The sequence below is a fragment of the Arthrobacter sp. NicSoilB8 genome, from assembly GCF_019977355.1.
GTDB lineage: Bacteria > Actinomycetota > Actinomycetes > Actinomycetales > Micrococcaceae > Arthrobacter.
Window position 1 is genome coordinate 2,368,833 of the sequence record NZ_AP024655.1, and the last position, 16,889, is coordinate 2,385,721.

At 67.8% G+C, this 16,889-nt stretch carries 13 protein-coding genes; 10 read left to right on the forward strand and 3 right to left on the reverse strand.

The genetic code is table 11. From position 1 onward, the window contains the following. Positions 1-3: 3 nt before the first annotated feature. From LDO15_RS10640 to LDO15_RS10680, 8 genes are all read left to right on the forward strand, one after another. On the forward strand, positions 4-2,943 hold the full coding sequence (locus tag LDO15_RS10640; protein ID WP_223986867.1) for a hypothetical protein: 2,940 nt from the start codon (positions 4-6) through the stop codon (positions 2,941-2,943). Positions 2,944-2,951: 8 nt separating this feature from the next. Next, complete coding sequence (locus LDO15_RS10645; RefSeq protein WP_223986869.1) at positions 2,952-3,386, forward strand: phage tail protein; 435 nt, start codon at positions 2,952-2,954, stop codon at positions 3,384-3,386. A gap of 15 nt (positions 3,387-3,401) precedes the next feature. Continuing rightward, on the forward strand, positions 3,402-4,247 hold the full coding sequence (locus LDO15_RS10650) for a peptidase M23 (RefSeq protein ID WP_223986871.1): 846 nt from the start codon (positions 3,402-3,404) through the stop codon (positions 4,245-4,247). Between the two features lie 13 nt (positions 4,248-4,260). Then, positions 4,261-6,054, forward strand: coding sequence for a VgrG-related protein (locus LDO15_RS10655; protein WP_223986873.1), 1,794 nt, complete (start codon positions 4,261-4,263; stop codon positions 6,052-6,054). Between the two features lie 45 nt (positions 6,055-6,099). Then, on the forward strand, positions 6,100-6,513 hold the full coding sequence (locus LDO15_RS10660; RefSeq protein WP_223986876.1) for a GPW/gp25 family protein: 414 nt from the start codon (positions 6,100-6,102) through the stop codon (positions 6,511-6,513). After that, positions 6,513-8,462, forward strand: a complete 1,950-nt coding sequence (locus LDO15_RS10665; RefSeq protein WP_223986878.1) for a putative baseplate assembly protein — start codon at positions 6,513-6,515, stop codon at positions 8,460-8,462. Before LDO15_RS10660 ends, LDO15_RS10665 begins: the two co-directional genes overlap by 1 nt. 1 nt (position 8,463) lies before the next feature. Then, positions 8,464-9,033: a phage tail protein I gene (locus tag LDO15_RS10670; RefSeq protein ID WP_223986881.1), complete on the forward strand. Its 570-nt coding sequence runs from the start codon at positions 8,464-8,466 to the stop codon at positions 9,031-9,033. A 694-nt stretch (positions 9,034-9,727) separates the two neighbouring features. Beyond that, positions 9,728-10,258, forward strand: a complete 531-nt coding sequence (locus tag LDO15_RS10680) for a hypothetical protein (RefSeq protein WP_223987716.1) — start codon at positions 9,728-9,730, stop codon at positions 10,256-10,258. On the opposite strand, the gene LDO15_RS10685 is transcribed toward LDO15_RS10680, so the two are convergent. Beyond that, the gene (locus LDO15_RS10685; RefSeq protein ID WP_223986884.1) at positions 10,182-13,121 is read right to left on the reverse strand and encodes a BTAD domain-containing putative transcriptional regulator; all 2,940 of its coding nucleotides are present in this window, start codon (positions 13,119-13,121) and stop codon (positions 10,182-10,184) included. The genes LDO15_RS10680 and LDO15_RS10685 overlap by 77 nt on opposite strands. Before the next feature lie 433 nt (positions 13,122-13,554). Between LDO15_RS10685 and LDO15_RS10690 the strand changes: the two genes are divergently transcribed. Continuing rightward, positions 13,555-14,433 (forward strand): SDR family NAD(P)-dependent oxidoreductase, encoded by an 879-nt coding sequence (locus LDO15_RS10690; RefSeq protein WP_223986887.1) that lies wholly within the window; start codon positions 13,555-13,557, stop codon positions 14,431-14,433. Then, entirely contained in the window at positions 14,430-14,978 is a 549-nt protein-coding gene (locus LDO15_RS10695; protein ID WP_223986889.1) for an NAD(P)H-dependent oxidoreductase, read from the forward strand. The genes LDO15_RS10690 and LDO15_RS10695 overlap by 4 nt, the downstream gene beginning before the upstream one ends. 30 nt (positions 14,979-15,008) lie before the next feature. On the opposite strand, the gene LDO15_RS10700 is transcribed toward LDO15_RS10695, so the two are convergent. Together LDO15_RS10700 and LDO15_RS10705 are read right to left on the reverse strand one after the other, a co-directional pair. Then, positions 15,009-15,728 carry a DUF5134 domain-containing protein gene (locus LDO15_RS10700; RefSeq protein WP_223986891.1) on the reverse strand — a complete coding sequence of 240 codons (720 nt, stop codon included), beginning with the start codon at positions 15,726-15,728 and terminating at the stop codon, positions 15,009-15,011. Between the two features lie 24 nt (positions 15,729-15,752). Next, entirely contained in the window at positions 15,753-16,880 is a 1,128-nt protein-coding gene (locus LDO15_RS10705; protein ID WP_223986893.1) for an XdhC/CoxI family protein, read from the reverse strand. Positions 16,881-16,889 lie beyond the last annotated feature (9 nt).

Here is a 16,889-nt window from a genome sequence, read left to right on the forward strand (position 1 = left end):
ACCATGCGGTGGCCCTGGCAACGCGGGACGGACCAGCCCCGGACGGACAGGGCACCGCGCGAGCCGCTGGCACCAGCGGCTATTGAGCCTCCGGTTGCGCCCGCGGGCTGGGCGTTCCTGCCGCCGATGCAGCGCAGCACCGGAAGCATCCAGCTGACGTCGGACCCGGACCACTTCGCCGGCTCCCTCGCCTCGTGGGGCGATCCGTCGTTCACCGGCCCCATGTCCCATCTGGTCAGCACACAGGCTCCGGCGGGGGTCATCGACGTCGACGGCGGCGGCCCGGTTCCGGGCTACGGCGGCTACGCTGCGCCATCAATGGAGATGACGCTGTTGCCGCCTCCGGCGCCACGCATCAGTCCGTTGCCGGGCAGGCTGGGCGGGTTGCCGACGACGGCGCAGCGCGCAGAGTCCGGCGGCCGGCCGGATGGGGACGCGCTGGACGGTGGAACCCTGGATGGTGGAACCCTGGATAACGGCTCCCTGGACGGCGGCTCCCTGCTCGCGGCGCCACCGGAGGCCTTTCCGGTGCTGCATGTCGATGCGGAACCGCTGCAGGCAGCGGGTCCATCTCTGGGCCGTCCGGTGTCCATGCCGGTTCCGCACCCGGAACCATCCGGCCAGGCCCTGCCCGGGCGCTCCGACGGCAGCACCTCCGACGGAAGTGCCACGTACGTTCCTCTGCCGTCTGCAGGGGCCGTGCAGCGGACATCGGCTGCGGCAGACTCGTCGCCGTCTATCCGGCAGGCGCCGCACCCGCCAAGGCTGGGACTCGGCATGCCGCTGTCTTTCACGGAACCGGCCGAGTCGCCTGAGTCCTTCCGCGGGACGGGTTCGATGCCGTTCTCCGGGACGGCTGCCGTTGCGTTCCCCGGCGCGACTTCCGGCGCCTTCCCGCTGCCAGTCCAGCGGACACCGGACCTCCCGCCTCCGGGCCCGCCCGCGGGTCCACCTGCCGCTGACGCCAACACTCGTGGCGCCGCCGACGCCATCCCTCCGGGCGCTGGAGCAGGAACGGCTACCGGTCCCGAGACCACAGCCGCAGTGTCTTCGGATCCGCCCAACTTCGAGACCGAGCCGGAGCCGGACCCAGGAATTGACGAGCCGGCCCCCGAGGCCGACACCGGGACTGCAGCAGCGACGATATCCCCGCCGTCGGAGGTTGTGCCTTCGGAAGGTGCGCCGCCTTCGGATGATGGGGCGGCGCCGCTGCTGTCGGCCACTGTGTCTTCGGGCGCCCTTGACCCGGCAGGCGACAGTTCTGCCGGTGTGGAACGTCCCGCACCTCGCATCATTGAAGGAAATCCGGCAGGCATGCCGGTCGTCTCCCGTTCCGGGCCAGCCGCCGACCCCGTGTCCGAAGTCAACGACGCGGGCCACGGTTCGGATTCCGTGGCGACTCTCGGCGAGGCGTCGTTCCGAGCGATGTCTTTCCCAGCGGTGTCCTTCTCCGAGGTGCCTGAAACGGCCCGGCCTGTGACCGGGCCGCCCGAGCGCGCCCTGACAGCACATCCCGACATACCGCGGGCCGATGAGCGGCCCCACGCCGCAGCCGCTGCCCTTCCACTCGTGTTGGGTCCGGCCGCCGAGCGGCAGACCATGCCGGCCGACAGTCCTGCAGTTCAACGCAGCATCGGCAACGATGCCCCAGGCGAAACGGCCCCGAGCGCGGCGGAGCGGACCGTTCCCGCCATCGCGCTTGAGCCTGCCCCCGGTCCGAGCGCCGAATCGTCCTCCGACGCCCCACGCGTCGACGGCCGGACCGATGCGGGGAACCCGGCAACTAACGAGTCATCCACTCCGCATGACTCGCTCGGGATCCAGCGGCCCGCCAGTCCGGCACCCGACCAGAAGGCCCGGGCAATCCCCACCACGGCCGGACCGGTTGTCCTGCGGATTGTCTCCGCCACCGGTCCGGTCCCCGCTCCGGCTACGTGGCAACCGCTGACCACCCTGCCCGTAGCGGCGCCCGCGCCGCGTACCGCCTTGGTGCCGGCCACGGCCACGCTGTCAGGACAGTTACCGGCGAACACTGCCGGGCCCGATGAAGGCCAACGGGGCGTCGCTGCCGCGGCAGCGGCATTCGCTCCCTCTGCAGACATGCTCCCTGGCGCCGGCGGTGGATTCGACGTCGACGGGGAACTCGATTTCCGGACTGAATCCGGCCGGGCGGCCGGTGCTGCCTCCCGCGAAGAGCCGGACGCCCCTCCCGGACCGAGCGCCGCCGTCGGGAGGGTCATTCAGCGGACGATTTCAGTGGAACGATATCCGGCAGTGGGGCCGGGCCCGTCGGACGCCGTTGCGGCCCGGTTCCCGGCCGGGTCGGTTGCAACGACGCAAATGCTCATCCCGTCCGCGCCTGTGCAACCACGTGGCGGAGAACAGCGGGCCCGTGTGCAGCGCTTGAGCGCCCCCGCGGGCCCGGTGACGGGAGCAGCCGGTTCGACGCCGGAGCGCACGGCGACGCTGGGAAATTTCCCGAACACATCGTTCACCATGGGCCCGACCGGCACGGCAGCCCATCCCGTCGCTGGATCCGGATCGGAAATGTCACAAGCTGCAATCCTGAGTCTGGCTTTTCCTTCTCCGCATCAGGACGAGGGCGGTGAGGCTGTTCAGCGTGAGACCGGGCACCCTGGGATGGATTCCCCATCCGCCATGCCGGTTGTGCCGGCATCGGCGTCCGGTGCGACGGAAGAGGCCGGTGGCGGTATTCCGGTCCAGGGCGGTACCGACGCCACTCCGGCCGGGGCAGCTCGGCAAGAACAGGCAGCGGGGGGAGTAGCAGCGAGGGGAGCGGCGGCGTCGGGCATCCCGGCCGGGGCGACACCTGAACAGCTTGAGGATCTCGCCAAGCGGCTTGCCGGACCGCTGATCCGGCGCATCAAGGCCGAAATGCTGCTGGACCGCGAGCGCCGCGGTCTACGGACAGACACGAACTGAGGAAGATCATGTTGGAGGATGTGGATACGGCGGTCAGCGTCCGCTACACCGTGGCGCTGGACAATCTGGATCTCGGAACCTTCACCACCTGCGAAGGATTGGGCTGTGAGGTAGTGATCGAGTCCCGTGAAGAAGGAGGCAACAACTCCTTCATCTGGCAATTGCCCACGCGGCTCAAATATCCCAACATCACGTTGAGCCGGCCGCTCGGGCGGGACACCGAAAAGATTGCCAAGTGGTTCGCCGACATGGCCTCCGGCTACACCCGGTGCACGGGCATCATCGAGGCGATGACCGGCAACGGCCGGAAGATCGCCGGCTGGGAGCTCTACGACGTCGTCCCGGTGCGGTGGAAGGGCCCGTCACTGAACCCTGACCAGCCGAAGGTCGTCATGGAGACGCTGGAGATCGCCCACCATGGCTTTGTTTCAAAGACACGCTAGCCGAAGGAGCCAAACGTGACTACGAGCGCGGTAGCAGGCAGGGCGTCGAGCACCGCCGCCGCGCCCGCGGCGGGAGCCAGCGCGGCCGGCCCTGCAGGCGCCGGCGGAGAGGCGGCACTGAAGCTCTCCCACGCCTACCTGGAACTGTTCGAACCATCAAAAGACGGCTCGCTGGACAAGGCCGGACCGCTGCTGGGGAGGATCGACTTTCAGTTCAACCCGAAGGAGCTGACGCTGGGCAAGGCGGCGTCCTGGACCCGGCATACTGCCAAGGGCAACAAGAAGGCGGGGCCGCCGCAGTACAACGGGCCGATGCCTTCCAAGCTCTCCCTGGAGATGTTCTTTGACGCTTCAGCGAAGCAGGACGACGCGGTGGTCAAACGGGTGGAAAAGCTATTTTCCTGTTGCACCCCAACCCCTGCGTCCCTGAAGCAGAACAAGGGGTCTCCGCCATGGGTGCTCTTCCGCTGGGGGCAGCTGACGGGATCGCTGTCCTACATCGCCAGCGTGCAAGTCAAGTACACCCTCTTCACTGCCGCAGGGGTCCCGGTGCGCGCCACTTGTACCGTGGCGCTTGAAGAGATAGCGGGTGATCCGCCGAAGCAGAACCCGACGTCCGGCGGCCTGGTGCCGCGACGCGTGCATGTCCTCATTGAGGGCGAAACCCTAGCCGGCATCGCCTACAACGAATACGGAAACGCGTCGTTATGGCGGGCGGTCGCGGCCGCCAACCGCATCGACGATCCGATGCGGTTGCGCTCCGGCACCTCCGTGTTGCTGCCCGCAGTCAATGAGCTGCCCTCCGTGGCATTGCGGGATGGCCCCGCCCAGGGGCGGGAGGTGCTCCGTGGCGCATGGTGAAGAATTCAGCAACATGTTGCTGGTGGAAGTCGCCGGGCAGCCGCTTCCGCCAGACATTGCCGCGCGGCTGGTATCCGGCTACGTCGATGACAGCAGCAATGTTCCGGATCTTTTCCTGCTCCGCTTCAGCGACGAGTACTCCACCGTGCTGGACAAGGGCGGGATCAGCATCGGGGCGCCCGTCAAGCTGTTCGTTCAACAAAGCGGCCCCGGAGGCCCCGCGCCGCTACTGTCCGGCGAAGTCACTGCCCTCGAAACGGAAATGGACCACGACGGCCTGTACACAATCGTCCGGGGCCTGGACCATTCCCACCGCCTGTTCAGGGGACGCCGCGTTGAGGCCTACCTGCAGAGCACCGCGGCGGACATTGTCCGCAAGGTGGCCCGGCGCGCCGGAATCCAGGCCGGCACGATCGACGCCAAAGGACCGGTGCTGCAGCACGTCGCACAAGACGGCATCAGCGACTGGGACTTCCTGCACAGGCTGGCCGTCGAGGCCGGTGTGGTGCTTTCCGTGTCCGGCGGCGCGCTGCACTTCACCGCGTCGACGGATGCGGCAACAGCCCCGCCGGATGCCGGCGGGGCAAGGAACGAGCCGCTTGTGCTCCAACGGGGAGTGAACCTCGTGTCGTTGCGGGGAACTGTCACCTCCGCTGATCAGGTCCCCGACGTCGAGGTCAGGGGCTGGGACGTCGCGGCGAAGCGGGCGATTGTCGCCGTCGCGCCGGCAAAGACCCGCAGCGCCAAGCTGCCGGAGGTGACTCCCGGTGCCCTTGCCAAGAAGTTCGACAGCCCCCGGTACGTGGCTCCGGCTACGGCCTTCGACCAGGCGGCACAGTGCGACGCCACCGCAGCGGCCATCGCTTCCCGCCTGAGCGGGGCGTTCGCTGAACTGGAAGGCGTCGCCCGCGGAAACCCCAAGCTGCGGGCCGGAGCTGCCGTCACCCTGAACGGGGCCGGGAAGCCCTTTGACGGAAGCTACACGCTGAGCTCCTCCCGGCACGACTTCAGCCCCGACACGGGATACCTCACCACGTTCGCCGTGAGCCACGAGTCCGAGCGTTCACTCTACGGAGTCGCCGCCGGGGCGGACAGCAGGGCTCCGGTTCCCGGCGTCGTCAATGCCGTGGTGACCGCCGCGAAGGATCCGGAGAACCAGGGCAGGGTCAAAGTGAAGTTCCCGGTCCTGTCCGACACCTACGAGAGCTGGTGGGCGCGCACCGTCCAGGCCGGAGCCGGCGCCTCGCGCGGCGCCGTCGTCCTCCCCGAAGTCGGTGACGAGGTCCTTGTGGCCTTCGGCCACGGGAGCTTCCAGCAGCCGTTCGTGCTCGGCGGCCTGTTCAACGGCAAGGACAAGCCGGACAAACCCTGGTCGGACCACGTCGGTTCCACCGACGGCGCGGTGCAGCGCCGCGCGTTTGTCTCCCGCACGGGGATGCTGGTGGAGTTCCTGGAATCGCCCGACGGCGAACAACTCACCGTGAGCACCAACGGCGGCAAGCAAAAAGTCTCGCTCGTGCAGAAACCGGACGCGAAGATCGAAATCCTGTCCGAGGGCCCCGTGAACATCACGGCCAGGAAGGACGTTTCGGTGACAACGTCTACGGGTGAGGTGGTCATCAAGGGCAAGAACGTGACCGTGGAAGCCGCCGCAGGCCTTGACCTGAAGGGCGCCACGGTGACGATCACGGGCAGCGGCTCGGCCGAAGTGAAGGCACCGAGCGTCAAGGTGGCTGGCGACGCAACGGCCGAGCTGTCCGGCGGCGCCACCACCACGGTCAAGGGCGGCCTGGTCCGCATCAACTGAGCCCCAAAGCAGTGGACAGCCCGCTGGGGGATAGGAGGCAGCAAGGTGGGACAGGAATTCATCGGAGCCGGCTGGGCTTTCCCGCTGCGCACTGACCGGACCGGCAGCATCGCCCTCGTTCATGACCAGCGCGAGATTGAGGAGAGCATCCACCTCATCCTGGCGACCTCTCCGGGTGAGCGGCCGATGCGCCCGGAATTCGGCTGCGCGGTCCATGACTATGTTTTCGCACCCGCAGACGCGGCAACAGCCGGCGACATCGCCTACGCGGTCCGGGTGGCGCTCGACCGCTGGGAACCCCGGATCGACGTCGAAAAGGTGCTGGTCCATTTTGACGGGGCCGGCGACGGAGTGCTGCTGATCGATGTGCAGTACACCGTCCGGGGAACAAACGACCCCCGGAACCTTGTCTTTCCCTTCTACGTCATTCCGCGCACCGGCGAGGAGGCCGCTTCCTAATGCTCCCATCACCCAACCTCGATGACCGCCGGTTCCAGGACCTTGTGGACGACGCCAAACGCATGGTCGCGCAGTATTGCCCGGAGTGGACCGACCACAATGTCTCCGATCCCGGCGTCACCCTGATCGAATCTTTCGCGTTTATGGTTGATCAGCTCTTCTACCGGCTCAACCGCGTACCCGACCGCCTGTACATCGCATTCCTGGAGCTCCTCGGCGTCACGCTGCACCCGCCGACCGCCGCCTCAGTTGAGCTGCTGATGTGGCTGTCAGCACCGCAGCCGGACACCGTCGTCATTCCGCAAGGAACAGAGGTGTCGACCCGGCGCACCGAATCGGACGAGGCAGTGGTCTTCTCTACGACGCGGGACCTGGCCGTGCCGCCCAGACGGCTAGCGCACGTTTTGACGCAGGGCCGCGGCGGAGTCCCGGTGCTCCATTCCGAGGCTTTGCACGGGGACGGGGACTTCGCCTGCTTCGGCACGCCGCCGCTGCCGGGGGACTCGCTGCTGTTGGGGCTGAACGATCAGGCGCCCTCCTGCGCGGTGGCCCTGCGGTTCGCGTGCGAGGTCCGAGGCGTGGGCGTTAACCCCCGCAACCCGCCGCTGGTCTGGGAGGCCTGGGATGGAAACGGCTGGGCGTCCTGCGAGCTGGACAGCGACGGGACCGGCGGCCTCAACCGGCCGGGCGACGTGATCATCCATGTGCCGCACACGCACACGGCCTCGCTGATGGGGGGAGTACGAGCGGGCTGGCTGCGATGCCGCGTGGTGGATCCGAAGGACGGCTACCCGCCCTACAGTGCGTCCCCCACCGTGCGTTCCGCGAGCGCTTTCACTATCGGCGGGTCTGTTCCCGGCGTCCATGCAGAGACGATTGCCGATGAGGTTATCGGGATGTCTGAAGGTGTCCCGGGACAGTCTTTTGAACTGGGGCGTCACCCCGTAGTTCCCGGCGGCGAGCCGTTCGTGGTGGAGATCGCCTCCGGCTCCGGCTGGGATACGTGGACCGAGGTGGACTCGTTCGCAGGATGCGGTCCTGAGGACCGGGTCGTTGCCATCGACCGTACGGCCGGCCTGGTCCATTTCCCGCCGGCGGTGCGGGAGCCCGACGGCTCACTGCGCCATTACGGTGCCGTCCCGCCTGCCGGCAGCCCAGTCAGGGTTCCGCAGTACCGCACGGGCGGGGGACCGGCGGGTAACGTTGCTGCCAGGGCGCTTTCAGTGCTGCGATCCAGCATTCCCTTTGTCAACAGCGTTGAGAACCGCCGTGCCGCCCACGGCGGGGTGGCTCCGGAAACCATCGAACAGGCCAAGCTCCGGGGGCCCCTTGCGCTGCGGACCCGCGACCGGGCCATCACGGCCGAAGATTACGAACAACTGGCGAAGCGCGCCGCCCCGGATATTGCCAGGGTCCGGTGCATCCCGGCCAACGGTCCCGACGAAGCTGGCGGAGTCAGGGTGCTGGTGGTTCCGGCGGCCGTCCCGGACAAAGATCAGCGGTTGACCTTCGAGGATTTGGTGCCGGACGCACAGACGCTCTCTGTGGTCGCAGCGTATCTGGACGCACGCCGTCCGGTGGGTACCAGGGTCGTGGTGGAACCGCCGTACTACCGCGGGGTTACCGTCGTCGCCCAACTCACAACGCGGCCCAGGGTGTCGCGCGAGGCGCTGAAACGTAACGCGCTACGGGCGCTCTACGAGTATTTTGATCCAATCCGGGGCGGTCCGGACGGCGAAGGATGGCCGTTCGGCCGTCCTGTGCAGGCCGGCGAAGTGCATGCGGTGCTCCAGCGGCTCGCCGGAACCGAAATCGTGGACGAAGTGCTCGTGTTCGCTGCCGACCCCGTCACGGGCCGGCGCGGTGAGCCACAGCAACGCGTTGAACTGGAACGGAATGCGTTGGTGTTCTCCTTTGACCACCGTGTCCGGGTGACGGAAGGGGTCTGAGATGCGGGGCATGGTGGAGGGGCTGCCCAGCGCGGTGCCGCTGGCCGCCGGCCTGCCGGCCGTGCTGCAGGAAGACGCCTTCCTGCAGCGGTTCCTGCTCGCCTTCGACGACGCCCTAGCGCCGGTATTTACCACTCTGGACGGCCTCGACTCCTACCTCAATCCCAGCCTGGCTCCCGAAGACTTCCTGAATTGGCTGGCCGATTGGGTGGGGGTACGCCTGGACGAGTCATGGTCCACGGCACGGCGCCGCGACGTGGTGGCGCACGCGGCAGCAATCCACCGGCGACGGGGCACCGTTGCAGGGGTCGCCGACGCAGTCAGGCTCGCCGTCGGAGGTGTGGTGGGCGTCGAAGTTGAAGATAACGGCGGCACCACCTGGTCCTCGACGCCGGGCGCGGCATTGCCGGGCCGGTCCGCTGCGATGCTGCACATACGGGTTTACGCTGCTGCCCGGGAGGACGTGAACATCCGGCGCCTTGAGGGCATTGTCAATGCCGTGAAGCCCGCGCATGTTCCCCATACCTTGGAGATCGTGCCCGTGGTTGCCCCCGACGCACACGATTCCTGAGGAGCCCACGGTGCTGATCTGTGGAGACTGCAGCGCCCGCAACAACGACGGCGAGCGATTCTGCAGCAATTGTGGAGCCTACCTTGTCTGGCAGCGGACGCCCCCCGAGGCAGAAGAAGAACGCCCGGTCCGGACAGGCCCGAGCACCAGCTCAGGTCCAGACGTGACGACGGCGCAGCTTCCGATAGTTCCCGGGCCGTCGGATGCCCGGCACGCCGGATCATCGGGTGCTGGATCACCGGGTGCTGGAACACCGGTCACTGCGACCCGCGACCTGCAGGACCTCCCGTCCGACGGAGCGACGTCGGGGGCGCACGCGGCGGGCAACGCCCGTGTGACTGCTCCCGGGAGCATCGGAGTCACGGCGACGCGGGACGCCGCGACCCGCGGCGCCGGACCGGAAGAGCGCCAACCCGGGAGGGAGGGAGACCGCGTTCAACACAGGACCATGCCGCACGCACCGCAGGACGAACCGCCGCAGTTTCCGGGCGGACTCATCTGTCGCCGGTGCGGGGCGGGGAACAAGCCGGAAGTGAACTTCTGTCGACAATGCGGGGCGAGCCTGAAGGAAGCAGCTCCTGCACCGCCCGTTCCGCCATGGTGGCGGCAGATCCTGAGCCGCACGAAGCATCCTGCGCTGCCGGCAGGAACCCGGCCCAGATGGCGGAAGCAGAGGCACTTTCCCGCGGGGACCGTGTCGTTCCTCACGGTATTGGGACTATTTTGTGGCGTCGCCTACGTTGGCCGGGACGTGATCGCCGCGTCCGTGACGCGCGTCGTGGACGAAATCTGGGAGAAACCGATTTCTGTCCAGAACCCACAGGCGTCGAGCGCCGAGCGCGGACGCGGTGCGGAACGGGCATTCGACGGGTCTGTTCGCTCATGGGCGTCCGAGGGCCCCGCCAACGGCGGTGTTGACTACCTTGAGGCCGGTTTCGGCGTCCCGTTCCGCTTGACGTACGTGGTCATCACTTCCGTTGCGTCCGGGTCGGATCAAGACCCCGCCAAGGAACGGAGGCCGGTCAAGGTCGAGATCGTCGCCATCCGGAGCGACGGAGCCCAAGCCTCCCTCACTGTGGAACTGAGCGACAGCGTGTCCGGTCCCCAGAGTTTCTACTTTGGAGCGGACCAGACTTCCGCCGTGAAGCTTAGGATCCTGGAATCGGCCGGTCCGGAGGGGGGACACGTGTCCGTCGCGGACGTCCAGTTCGCTGGCCGGCGGTGACCTCCGTGCCCGAAAGTGCAGATGCCGCTGGCACACCCAGGGAATTCAGAATGAGGTCGTATCTCCTCTGCGCGCGTTCCGCTGCGGCGGGATCCCCGAGCCGCCGGAAGGTCTCGACCAAGGTTCGCCATGATTCGTCCCGCCAAGGATCAATTTCAACACTCCTGGTGGCTGCCGCGGCGGCATCGTCTGGATTGCCCAGATGGAGCTCCAGACCCGCCAGCGACGCCGCAGCTTCGGCGGCACGCAGGCGGTACCGTTCGCGGGTGGCGCTCACCCACTCCGCGGGGCCATCTTCCGGAAGCACCTCGCCGGTGTACAGCTGGACGGCGCGGCGGAGCTCTTCGGCGGCGGTGGCGTTGTCTCCCGCTGACCGTGCCAGTGATGCATCATGGATTGTCCGGTCGAAATCCGCGAGGTCGAACACTGATCCCTTGCCGAGTACCAGGGCATAGGCCTCGCCCTGCCGAACGAGGAGCTGCTGGCCGTCGGCTTGTCCCTCAGGCTGGAGAGCTCCCCGCAAACTGGACACACTCACCTGCAACGCATGAAGCGCCGAGGCTGTGTCCAGGTCTGGCCACAGGATCCCCGCAAGCCGTTCGCGGTGAATCGGGCGGCCGGCATTCAGTGAAAGAATCCGCAGCACGGTCCGTGCCTGGGGCCGCACTCTGGACAGGTTCACGCCAGCTCCGTCACTGAGGAGCGCAAATCCGCCGAAACAGCCTATCTGTAGGGCTGGCAGGGCCGAGCAGTCGGCTACCTCAACTACCGGAGCGCCGACGTACCGGTCCGCGCGGCGGGCCGCCGGCTCAGGACGGGGCAGGGCGCACCGGGCCGCGAGCGCCGGCGGTGCCGGCAACATCCACGTCCAGGGGCGGCATACCAATCCGGCCGACATGCCGGTCTCGCGTGCCACATTCATCAGTTCGCCATAGTGCTCCGGCCACTGCACCGCCACGGCCGCGTAGGCGACCGCCAGGGCGCCGGGAACACCCGCCGCCCGCGCGAACGCCTCCGCGGAACGCGACTCCTCCGTGGCAGCCGGCAGGTCCATCGTGGCACTGACGAGGGCCTGCGCCGACTGCGCCCAGGCTTCCAGTGCCCCGGCATCGAGACGCCGGAATCGTCCGGCCAGCGCATCGAACGCCGGGATATCCGGGTGTCCCGCGCGCCACTGCATCAGGGCTGCGGAAGCGGCCACTAACGCCGCACCCCAGTCATCGCCCCGCCGCTCGCAGCTGTCAATGATCGTCCGGACGGCGTCCTGGGAACTGGAAGATCCCGCCAGGCCGGCCTGGACACCCTGCGCCACGCGGGCCAGCCACGTGAAACCGCGGCGTTCTGCCTGCCGTTGGACGGCGTCCAGTTCGGCGGCAGGTCCGCCAGGGCCCGAATCAGCCGATTCCGGCCCAAATACTGCCAGCGCAAGCTGTGCGGCGAGCGCGGCGCCCGGGTCGTCGTCGAGCAGTCCGGCACACCGCCGCAGCGGCGGGAGGGAGGAGCATTGATCTCCGGCCAGAAGGTAGGCCAGCCCCTTGGCCAGAAATTCCTGAGGCCGGCGGGGATCGCCCATGGATCGGGCCACGCCGCCAGGATTGCCCCGGGTCGCGTCCCGCAAGCCGTGTGCCGGGCCGGGGCCGTTGGCGGGCGCGCCGCCGGCCCACAAGGCGGCCGTCAGCTGAAGGTTCCGGGCCAGTGCAAGCCACTCGGGATCGCTGGTTAGGGCGGGGACCTGCGCGGCGGTTCTGTAGGCGGCTGCCACACAGCCGTCGTCGACGAGCTGCCGTGACGAGGCCAACGCAAACGCGGCATCATCATGCACGGCCGGCCGTGGAAGAAGGGCGGCCCATGCGCACGCACCAGGCTGGATGGCTGCGTTCCGCGCCCTGTGCAGAAGGCCGCGCACCTTCTCCCACTCCTGGCCTTCTGCCAGGACCTGCAGTGCCGGGCCGAAGGCTCCCTCCTGTTCCAGGATCATCGCCGTGCGCTCACGTGTGCCGTGCGGCAGGCCGCGCTCCGCCTCGATTAGCGCCGCAACGAAATATTGCCGAAGCACCTCAGGTGCCCGCACCGTTGCCCCGCCATCCTCGCTCGAAACGACACCGATCTGTTCAAGGCGCTCCAGCAGTTGACGGCTGTCACGGCGCTCAAGGAGCGCATCGCAGCGGGACGGAGTGAGCACGTCGAACAGGCAGTTGTGGCGAAGCAGCAGTTCCATGTCCTCTGACACACCGGCGAGGAAATGGTGTGTCAGGTAGCTCGTGACGTACTGCGGCGCCGGGCCGAGCGACTCGGCCGCGCGCCTGCGTTCCACCTCGGAACGGTTCTTCGTTGCCAGATGAAAGAGGTGCAGCGCCGCGGCCCAGCCATCTGTCCTCAGCGCCAGGTTCAGCGTCCCCGCCGGGCTCAGGGGCTGTTTGTACATATGTCGGAAAAGCTGGTCCACTTCAGTGGCGCGAAAGCGCAGGTCATCACCGGAAACTGTCACAGCGGCGGGGAGCTCGGATCTGGCAAGATTGAACGGTGGCGGGCGGCGGCTGCCCACGAGGAAGTGAACCTGCGGTGAGTTCAGGGCGAGCAGCCGCTCAAGTTCCGACTCCGCGCAGGTATGGGCAAGCGCATGCAGGTCATCCACGACGAAGACGAGCGGCTTATCAAGCCGGCCGGCCATGAGTTCCATTTCGGCGAATGACCGGGGCGACGCCTCGTCTGCAGCCAGGGCGAGGGCGGCGGCGAATCGGGTGAGCATCCGGCCCGGTTGCGCGTCACGCGGGCTCGACCGGAACCACGCCACCGTGGAGGACCGGTGCGCCGCCCATTGCGCCAGGAGAGTCGTTTTACCCGTTCCGGGCGGTGCGATCACGAGTCCTAGCCTCGCGCTTGGGGTGCCCTCAACGCACGGGATCAGGCGGGGGCGCAGAAGACCTTGGACTTCCGGGCCCTTCAGGAAATATCCATGCTGTGTGGGTGCCATACCGTCCTGCTTCCCCCGGAAGGATTGCGTCCCAGCGTGGCTTATAGTGTAGGACTCATCCGTCCAGTGAATCGAGCACCCGCCGGCTTTCCCCGACAATTCGACTCTCGATCCGGGCCGCTGACGAGTCCCGGGGTCGACGTGAGCGGGAGCATCCGCCGGCACTTCCTGTTAGCGCCCTGGGCGCCGCGAACATGGATTGGCGCGTGCCGGACCGCTGCTTGTGTACAGACAGTTCTGTCTGGTAGCTTCGTTCACAGTGTGGACGCTTGCACCCACTGACGCATGTATCCGGCGAACCAATTCTGAGAGCGAGGCCCACATGCAGCCACTGGCCGGAAAGACGGTACTGATCACTGGCGGCACCGGCGGGATCGGCAAGGCCACGGCTCTGGGTCTGGCCGCGCGGGGTGCGCGGGTAGCCATCACAGGACGTGATGCTGACCGCGCTGCCCGGGCAGCGGCGGAGATCCGCGCTGTGGCCTCGGCACCTGTCGAGGTCTTCCTCGCAGACCTCTCCTCCCAGCAGGAGGTCCGCCGCCTGGCCGCCGATGTGCTGCAAAGCCTGGACCGCCTCGACGTACTGGCCAATAACGTCGGCGGTTTCTGGAACACCCGCCGGGTCACCGTTGACGGACTCGAGTACACCTTTGCCCTTAACCACCTCGCGCCGTTCCTGCTCACCAACCTTCTCCTGGAGCGGTTGAACGGGAGCGGACCGGCCCGTGTCGTGACGGTCTCGTCGGGCGCCCAGTCCATGGGGCGCATGGACTTCACGGATTTGCAGGCCGAACGCTCCTATTCAGGGCAGCGGGCCTACAACCAATCGAAACTGGCCAACGTCCTGTTCACTTACGCACTTGCCGCCCGGCTCCACGGCACCCGAGTCACCGCCAACGCGCTGCACCCCGGCGTGGTGGCAACGGCGTTCGGAGCCGAGGATCCGGGCCCGCTGCAGGGGTTCCTGACGCCGCTCGTCCAGCGGTGGATGAAAACTCCGGAGCAAGGTGCCCAGACATCCATCCATCTCGCCTCGGCGCCCGAACTTGAAAACGTCACGGGACAGTACTTCGCCGACAGCACACCCAAGAAATCATCAAAACGCAGTTACAGCCAGGCCGATGCTGACCGTCTTTGGCAGGTCAGCGCGGCTCTGGTCGGCCTCGAATCCGATTCAGAAAGAAGCACAAACCTTCCATGACTCCACCCCGCACCCTCGTCCTCGTTGCCCACCCTGATCTGGCAGCGTCCCGGATCACCGCACACCTCACCACCGCCATCAGGGACATGGAACGCGTCACTGTCCACGACCTCTCCGCCGCTTACCCGGACCGCCGGATCGATGCCGTCCGGGAGCAGGAGTTGCTGCGCGGGCACGACACGATCGTCTGGCAGTTCCCGTGGCACTGGTACTCTGTGCCAGGGATCCTGAAAGAGTGGATGGACCGGGTGCTCACGTACGGCTTCGCTTATGGAGCGGGAGGCGACGCGCTGCATGGAAAGCGGCTCCAGCTGGTCCTGTCGACCGGAGGGCCGGAATCCTCCTACGCTCCCGGGGGCCACAACCGCTTCACCATGGACGAACTCCTGCGCCCCCTAGACGCCACCGCGCACCTGTGCGGACTGGACATGGCGGAGCCGCTCGTCCTGCACGCGGCCCCGCGGGTGGACGCCGACGAACTCGAGCGCCACGCTGCCCGGTACCGTGCACTGTTGACCCCCGCGGTGGCCGTCGCCGGACTCTAGCGGCGATCCGGCGCGCTGGTCAACAGGGGCTCAGACGGCCCAGGCGGCGAACATGAGGGCCAGGGCGGCGGCCCCCACGACCTCTACCGCGGTGTCGGCAACGTCCCGGAAGGCGGCAGCACGGCGCCCCCGCAGACCCCCGGGGTGTGATCGGAACGCGGCAGGCACAAACCGGCCGCTGGATCCCGCCCGGACTTGCAGGATCAGCCGGAGGGCCCACAGCACACTGGCCAGGCCAAAGACCACGGCCAGCGCGGAAGCCACAGCCGGCACCAGGGCCGGCTGAACGCTCCACCCGTGGGCCGGTGCCGCCAGCGCAGCGGCTGCCGAGGCGCCGTGGTGGGGTGCCGGGACCGGGCGATCCAGCGCTGATGGAATCGCTCCGGACGGAGGGACCGGCCAGAAACCCGCTGCGGCAAGCATGAATACCATCGATGCCATGGCCGCGGCATGGTAAATAAGTTTCACGCGTCCCACCGTTGACTTATCGTCCCTGGCACGCACGCGGCGGGAAACGGCCTGGAGCATGAACCACCAGGCCCCGACGGCAAACAGGAGCACTTGCGGCAGGAGGGGCCACTGGCTCCCCGGCACAAGCATGAGAGCCATCGCCGCCGTCATGAGGGCCTGCAGCACCGAGCTGGTCCGGGCCGCCGGGCCGGGGACCGTCACGGCACGGAACGCCGCGTACAGCGTTGCCGCCAGCAGCAGCACCGCCACTATCCAGCGCAGGGCCTCGTTCGCCATCATGGCTGCACTGTCATGGCAGTTCTGTCACAGCTGCTCGTCGTGGTGGATCCGCTCGCCGAGTTCCCGCAAGGGGTTCGCGCTGCCGCTCCACTGCTGGGCGATGAACTCTGCGGCGATGGATACGGCCGTTTCCTCGGGGGTGCGGGCGCCCAGATCGAGGCCCACGGGGCTGTGGAGCCTGGACAGCTCGGCCTCGCTCAGCCCCGCCTCACGCAGCCGTGCCATTCTGTCCTCGTGCGTGCGCCTGGATCCCATTGCGCCGATAAAGGCCACCGGGCCGCCGCGCAGTGCAACCTCAAGGACGGGGATATCGAACTTCGGATCGTGGGTCAGGACGCACAGCACGGTCCTGGCATCCAGCAGTCCTTGGGCAAACTGGTCGCTCAGATAGCGGTGCGGCCACGCGTTGATGACCTCGGCGGCATCGGGGAATCTCGCGGGCGTGGCGAAGACAGGGCGTGCATCGCAGACGGTCACCCGGTACCCAAGGAAGGCGCCGAGCCGTGCCAGTGCCGCGGCGAAGTCGATGGCGCCGAAGACGATCATTCGCGGCGGCGGAGCATAGCTGGCGAAGAAGACGCGCATGCCAGTGTCGAGCCGCTCGCCGTCGACACCGTAGGTGAGGATTCCCGTCCGCCCGGCTGCGAGGAGGCCCTGGGTGTCATCGCCCACCGCGTGATTCGTCCGCTCCGAACCCAGGTCGCCCTCAAACCCTTCCGGCCTGACGATGAGGTGCCGCCCCACCCGGCTGGCATCAGGGTGTTCGATGACCGTGGCGACGCCCACCCGCCGCCCTGCGGCGATGTCCTGAGCGACGTCGTCGAGCTCGGCAAAGTGCTGCCGTGAGACAGGTTCGACGAAGATGTCGATGATCCCCCCGCAGGTCAGGCCCACCGCGTAGGCGTCGTCGTCGCTGATCCCGTAGCGCACCAGGGCGGGCCCGCCCTCGTCCTTGACCTGGCTGGCCAGCTCGTAGACGGCACCCTCAACGCAGCCGCCGGAGACGGAGCCCACGGCCTCGCCGTCGGCCGTCACCAGCATGGCCGCTCCGGGGAGTCTGGGCGCGGATTTGAAGGTGCTCACGACAGTGGCCAGGCCCGCCGTGGCGCCTCTCCGCCAGTCCGGCAACATGGCCGCGAGGACATCGCGCATCGGCGCTCC

What these genes read in the sequence shown, in the direction of transcription:
- LDO15_RS10670 (WP_223986881.1), top strand. Translation starts at nt 8,464, where the DNA reads ATGCGGGGCATGGTGGAGGGGCTGCCCAGCGCGGTGCCGCTGGCCGCC.
- LDO15_RS10705 (WP_223986893.1), bottom strand. Translation starts at nt 16,880, where the DNA reads ATGCGCGATGTCCTCGCGGCCATGTTGCCGGACTGGCGGAGAGGCGCC.
- LDO15_RS10665 (WP_223986878.1), top strand. Translation starts at nt 6,513, where the DNA reads ATGCTCCCATCACCCAACCTCGATGACCGCCGGTTCCAGGACCTTGTG.
- LDO15_RS10655 (WP_223986873.1), top strand. Translation starts at nt 4,261, where the DNA reads ATGTTGCTGGTGGAAGTCGCCGGGCAGCCGCTTCCGCCAGACATTGCC.
- LDO15_RS10645 (WP_223986869.1), top strand. Translation starts at nt 2,952, where the DNA reads ATGTTGGAGGATGTGGATACGGCGGTCAGCGTCCGCTACACCGTGGCG.
- LDO15_RS10690 (WP_223986887.1), top strand. Translation starts at nt 13,555, where the DNA reads ATGCAGCCACTGGCCGGAAAGACGGTACTGATCACTGGCGGCACCGGC.
- LDO15_RS10640 (WP_223986867.1), top strand. Translation starts at nt 4, where the DNA reads ATGCGGTGGCCCTGGCAACGCGGGACGGACCAGCCCCGGACGGACAGG.
- LDO15_RS10695 (WP_223986889.1), top strand. Translation starts at nt 14,430, where the DNA reads ATGACTCCACCCCGCACCCTCGTCCTCGTTGCCCACCCTGATCTGGCA.
- LDO15_RS10700 (WP_223986891.1), bottom strand. Translation starts at nt 15,728, where the DNA reads ATGATGGCGAACGAGGCCCTGCGCTGGATAGTGGCGGTGCTGCTGCTG.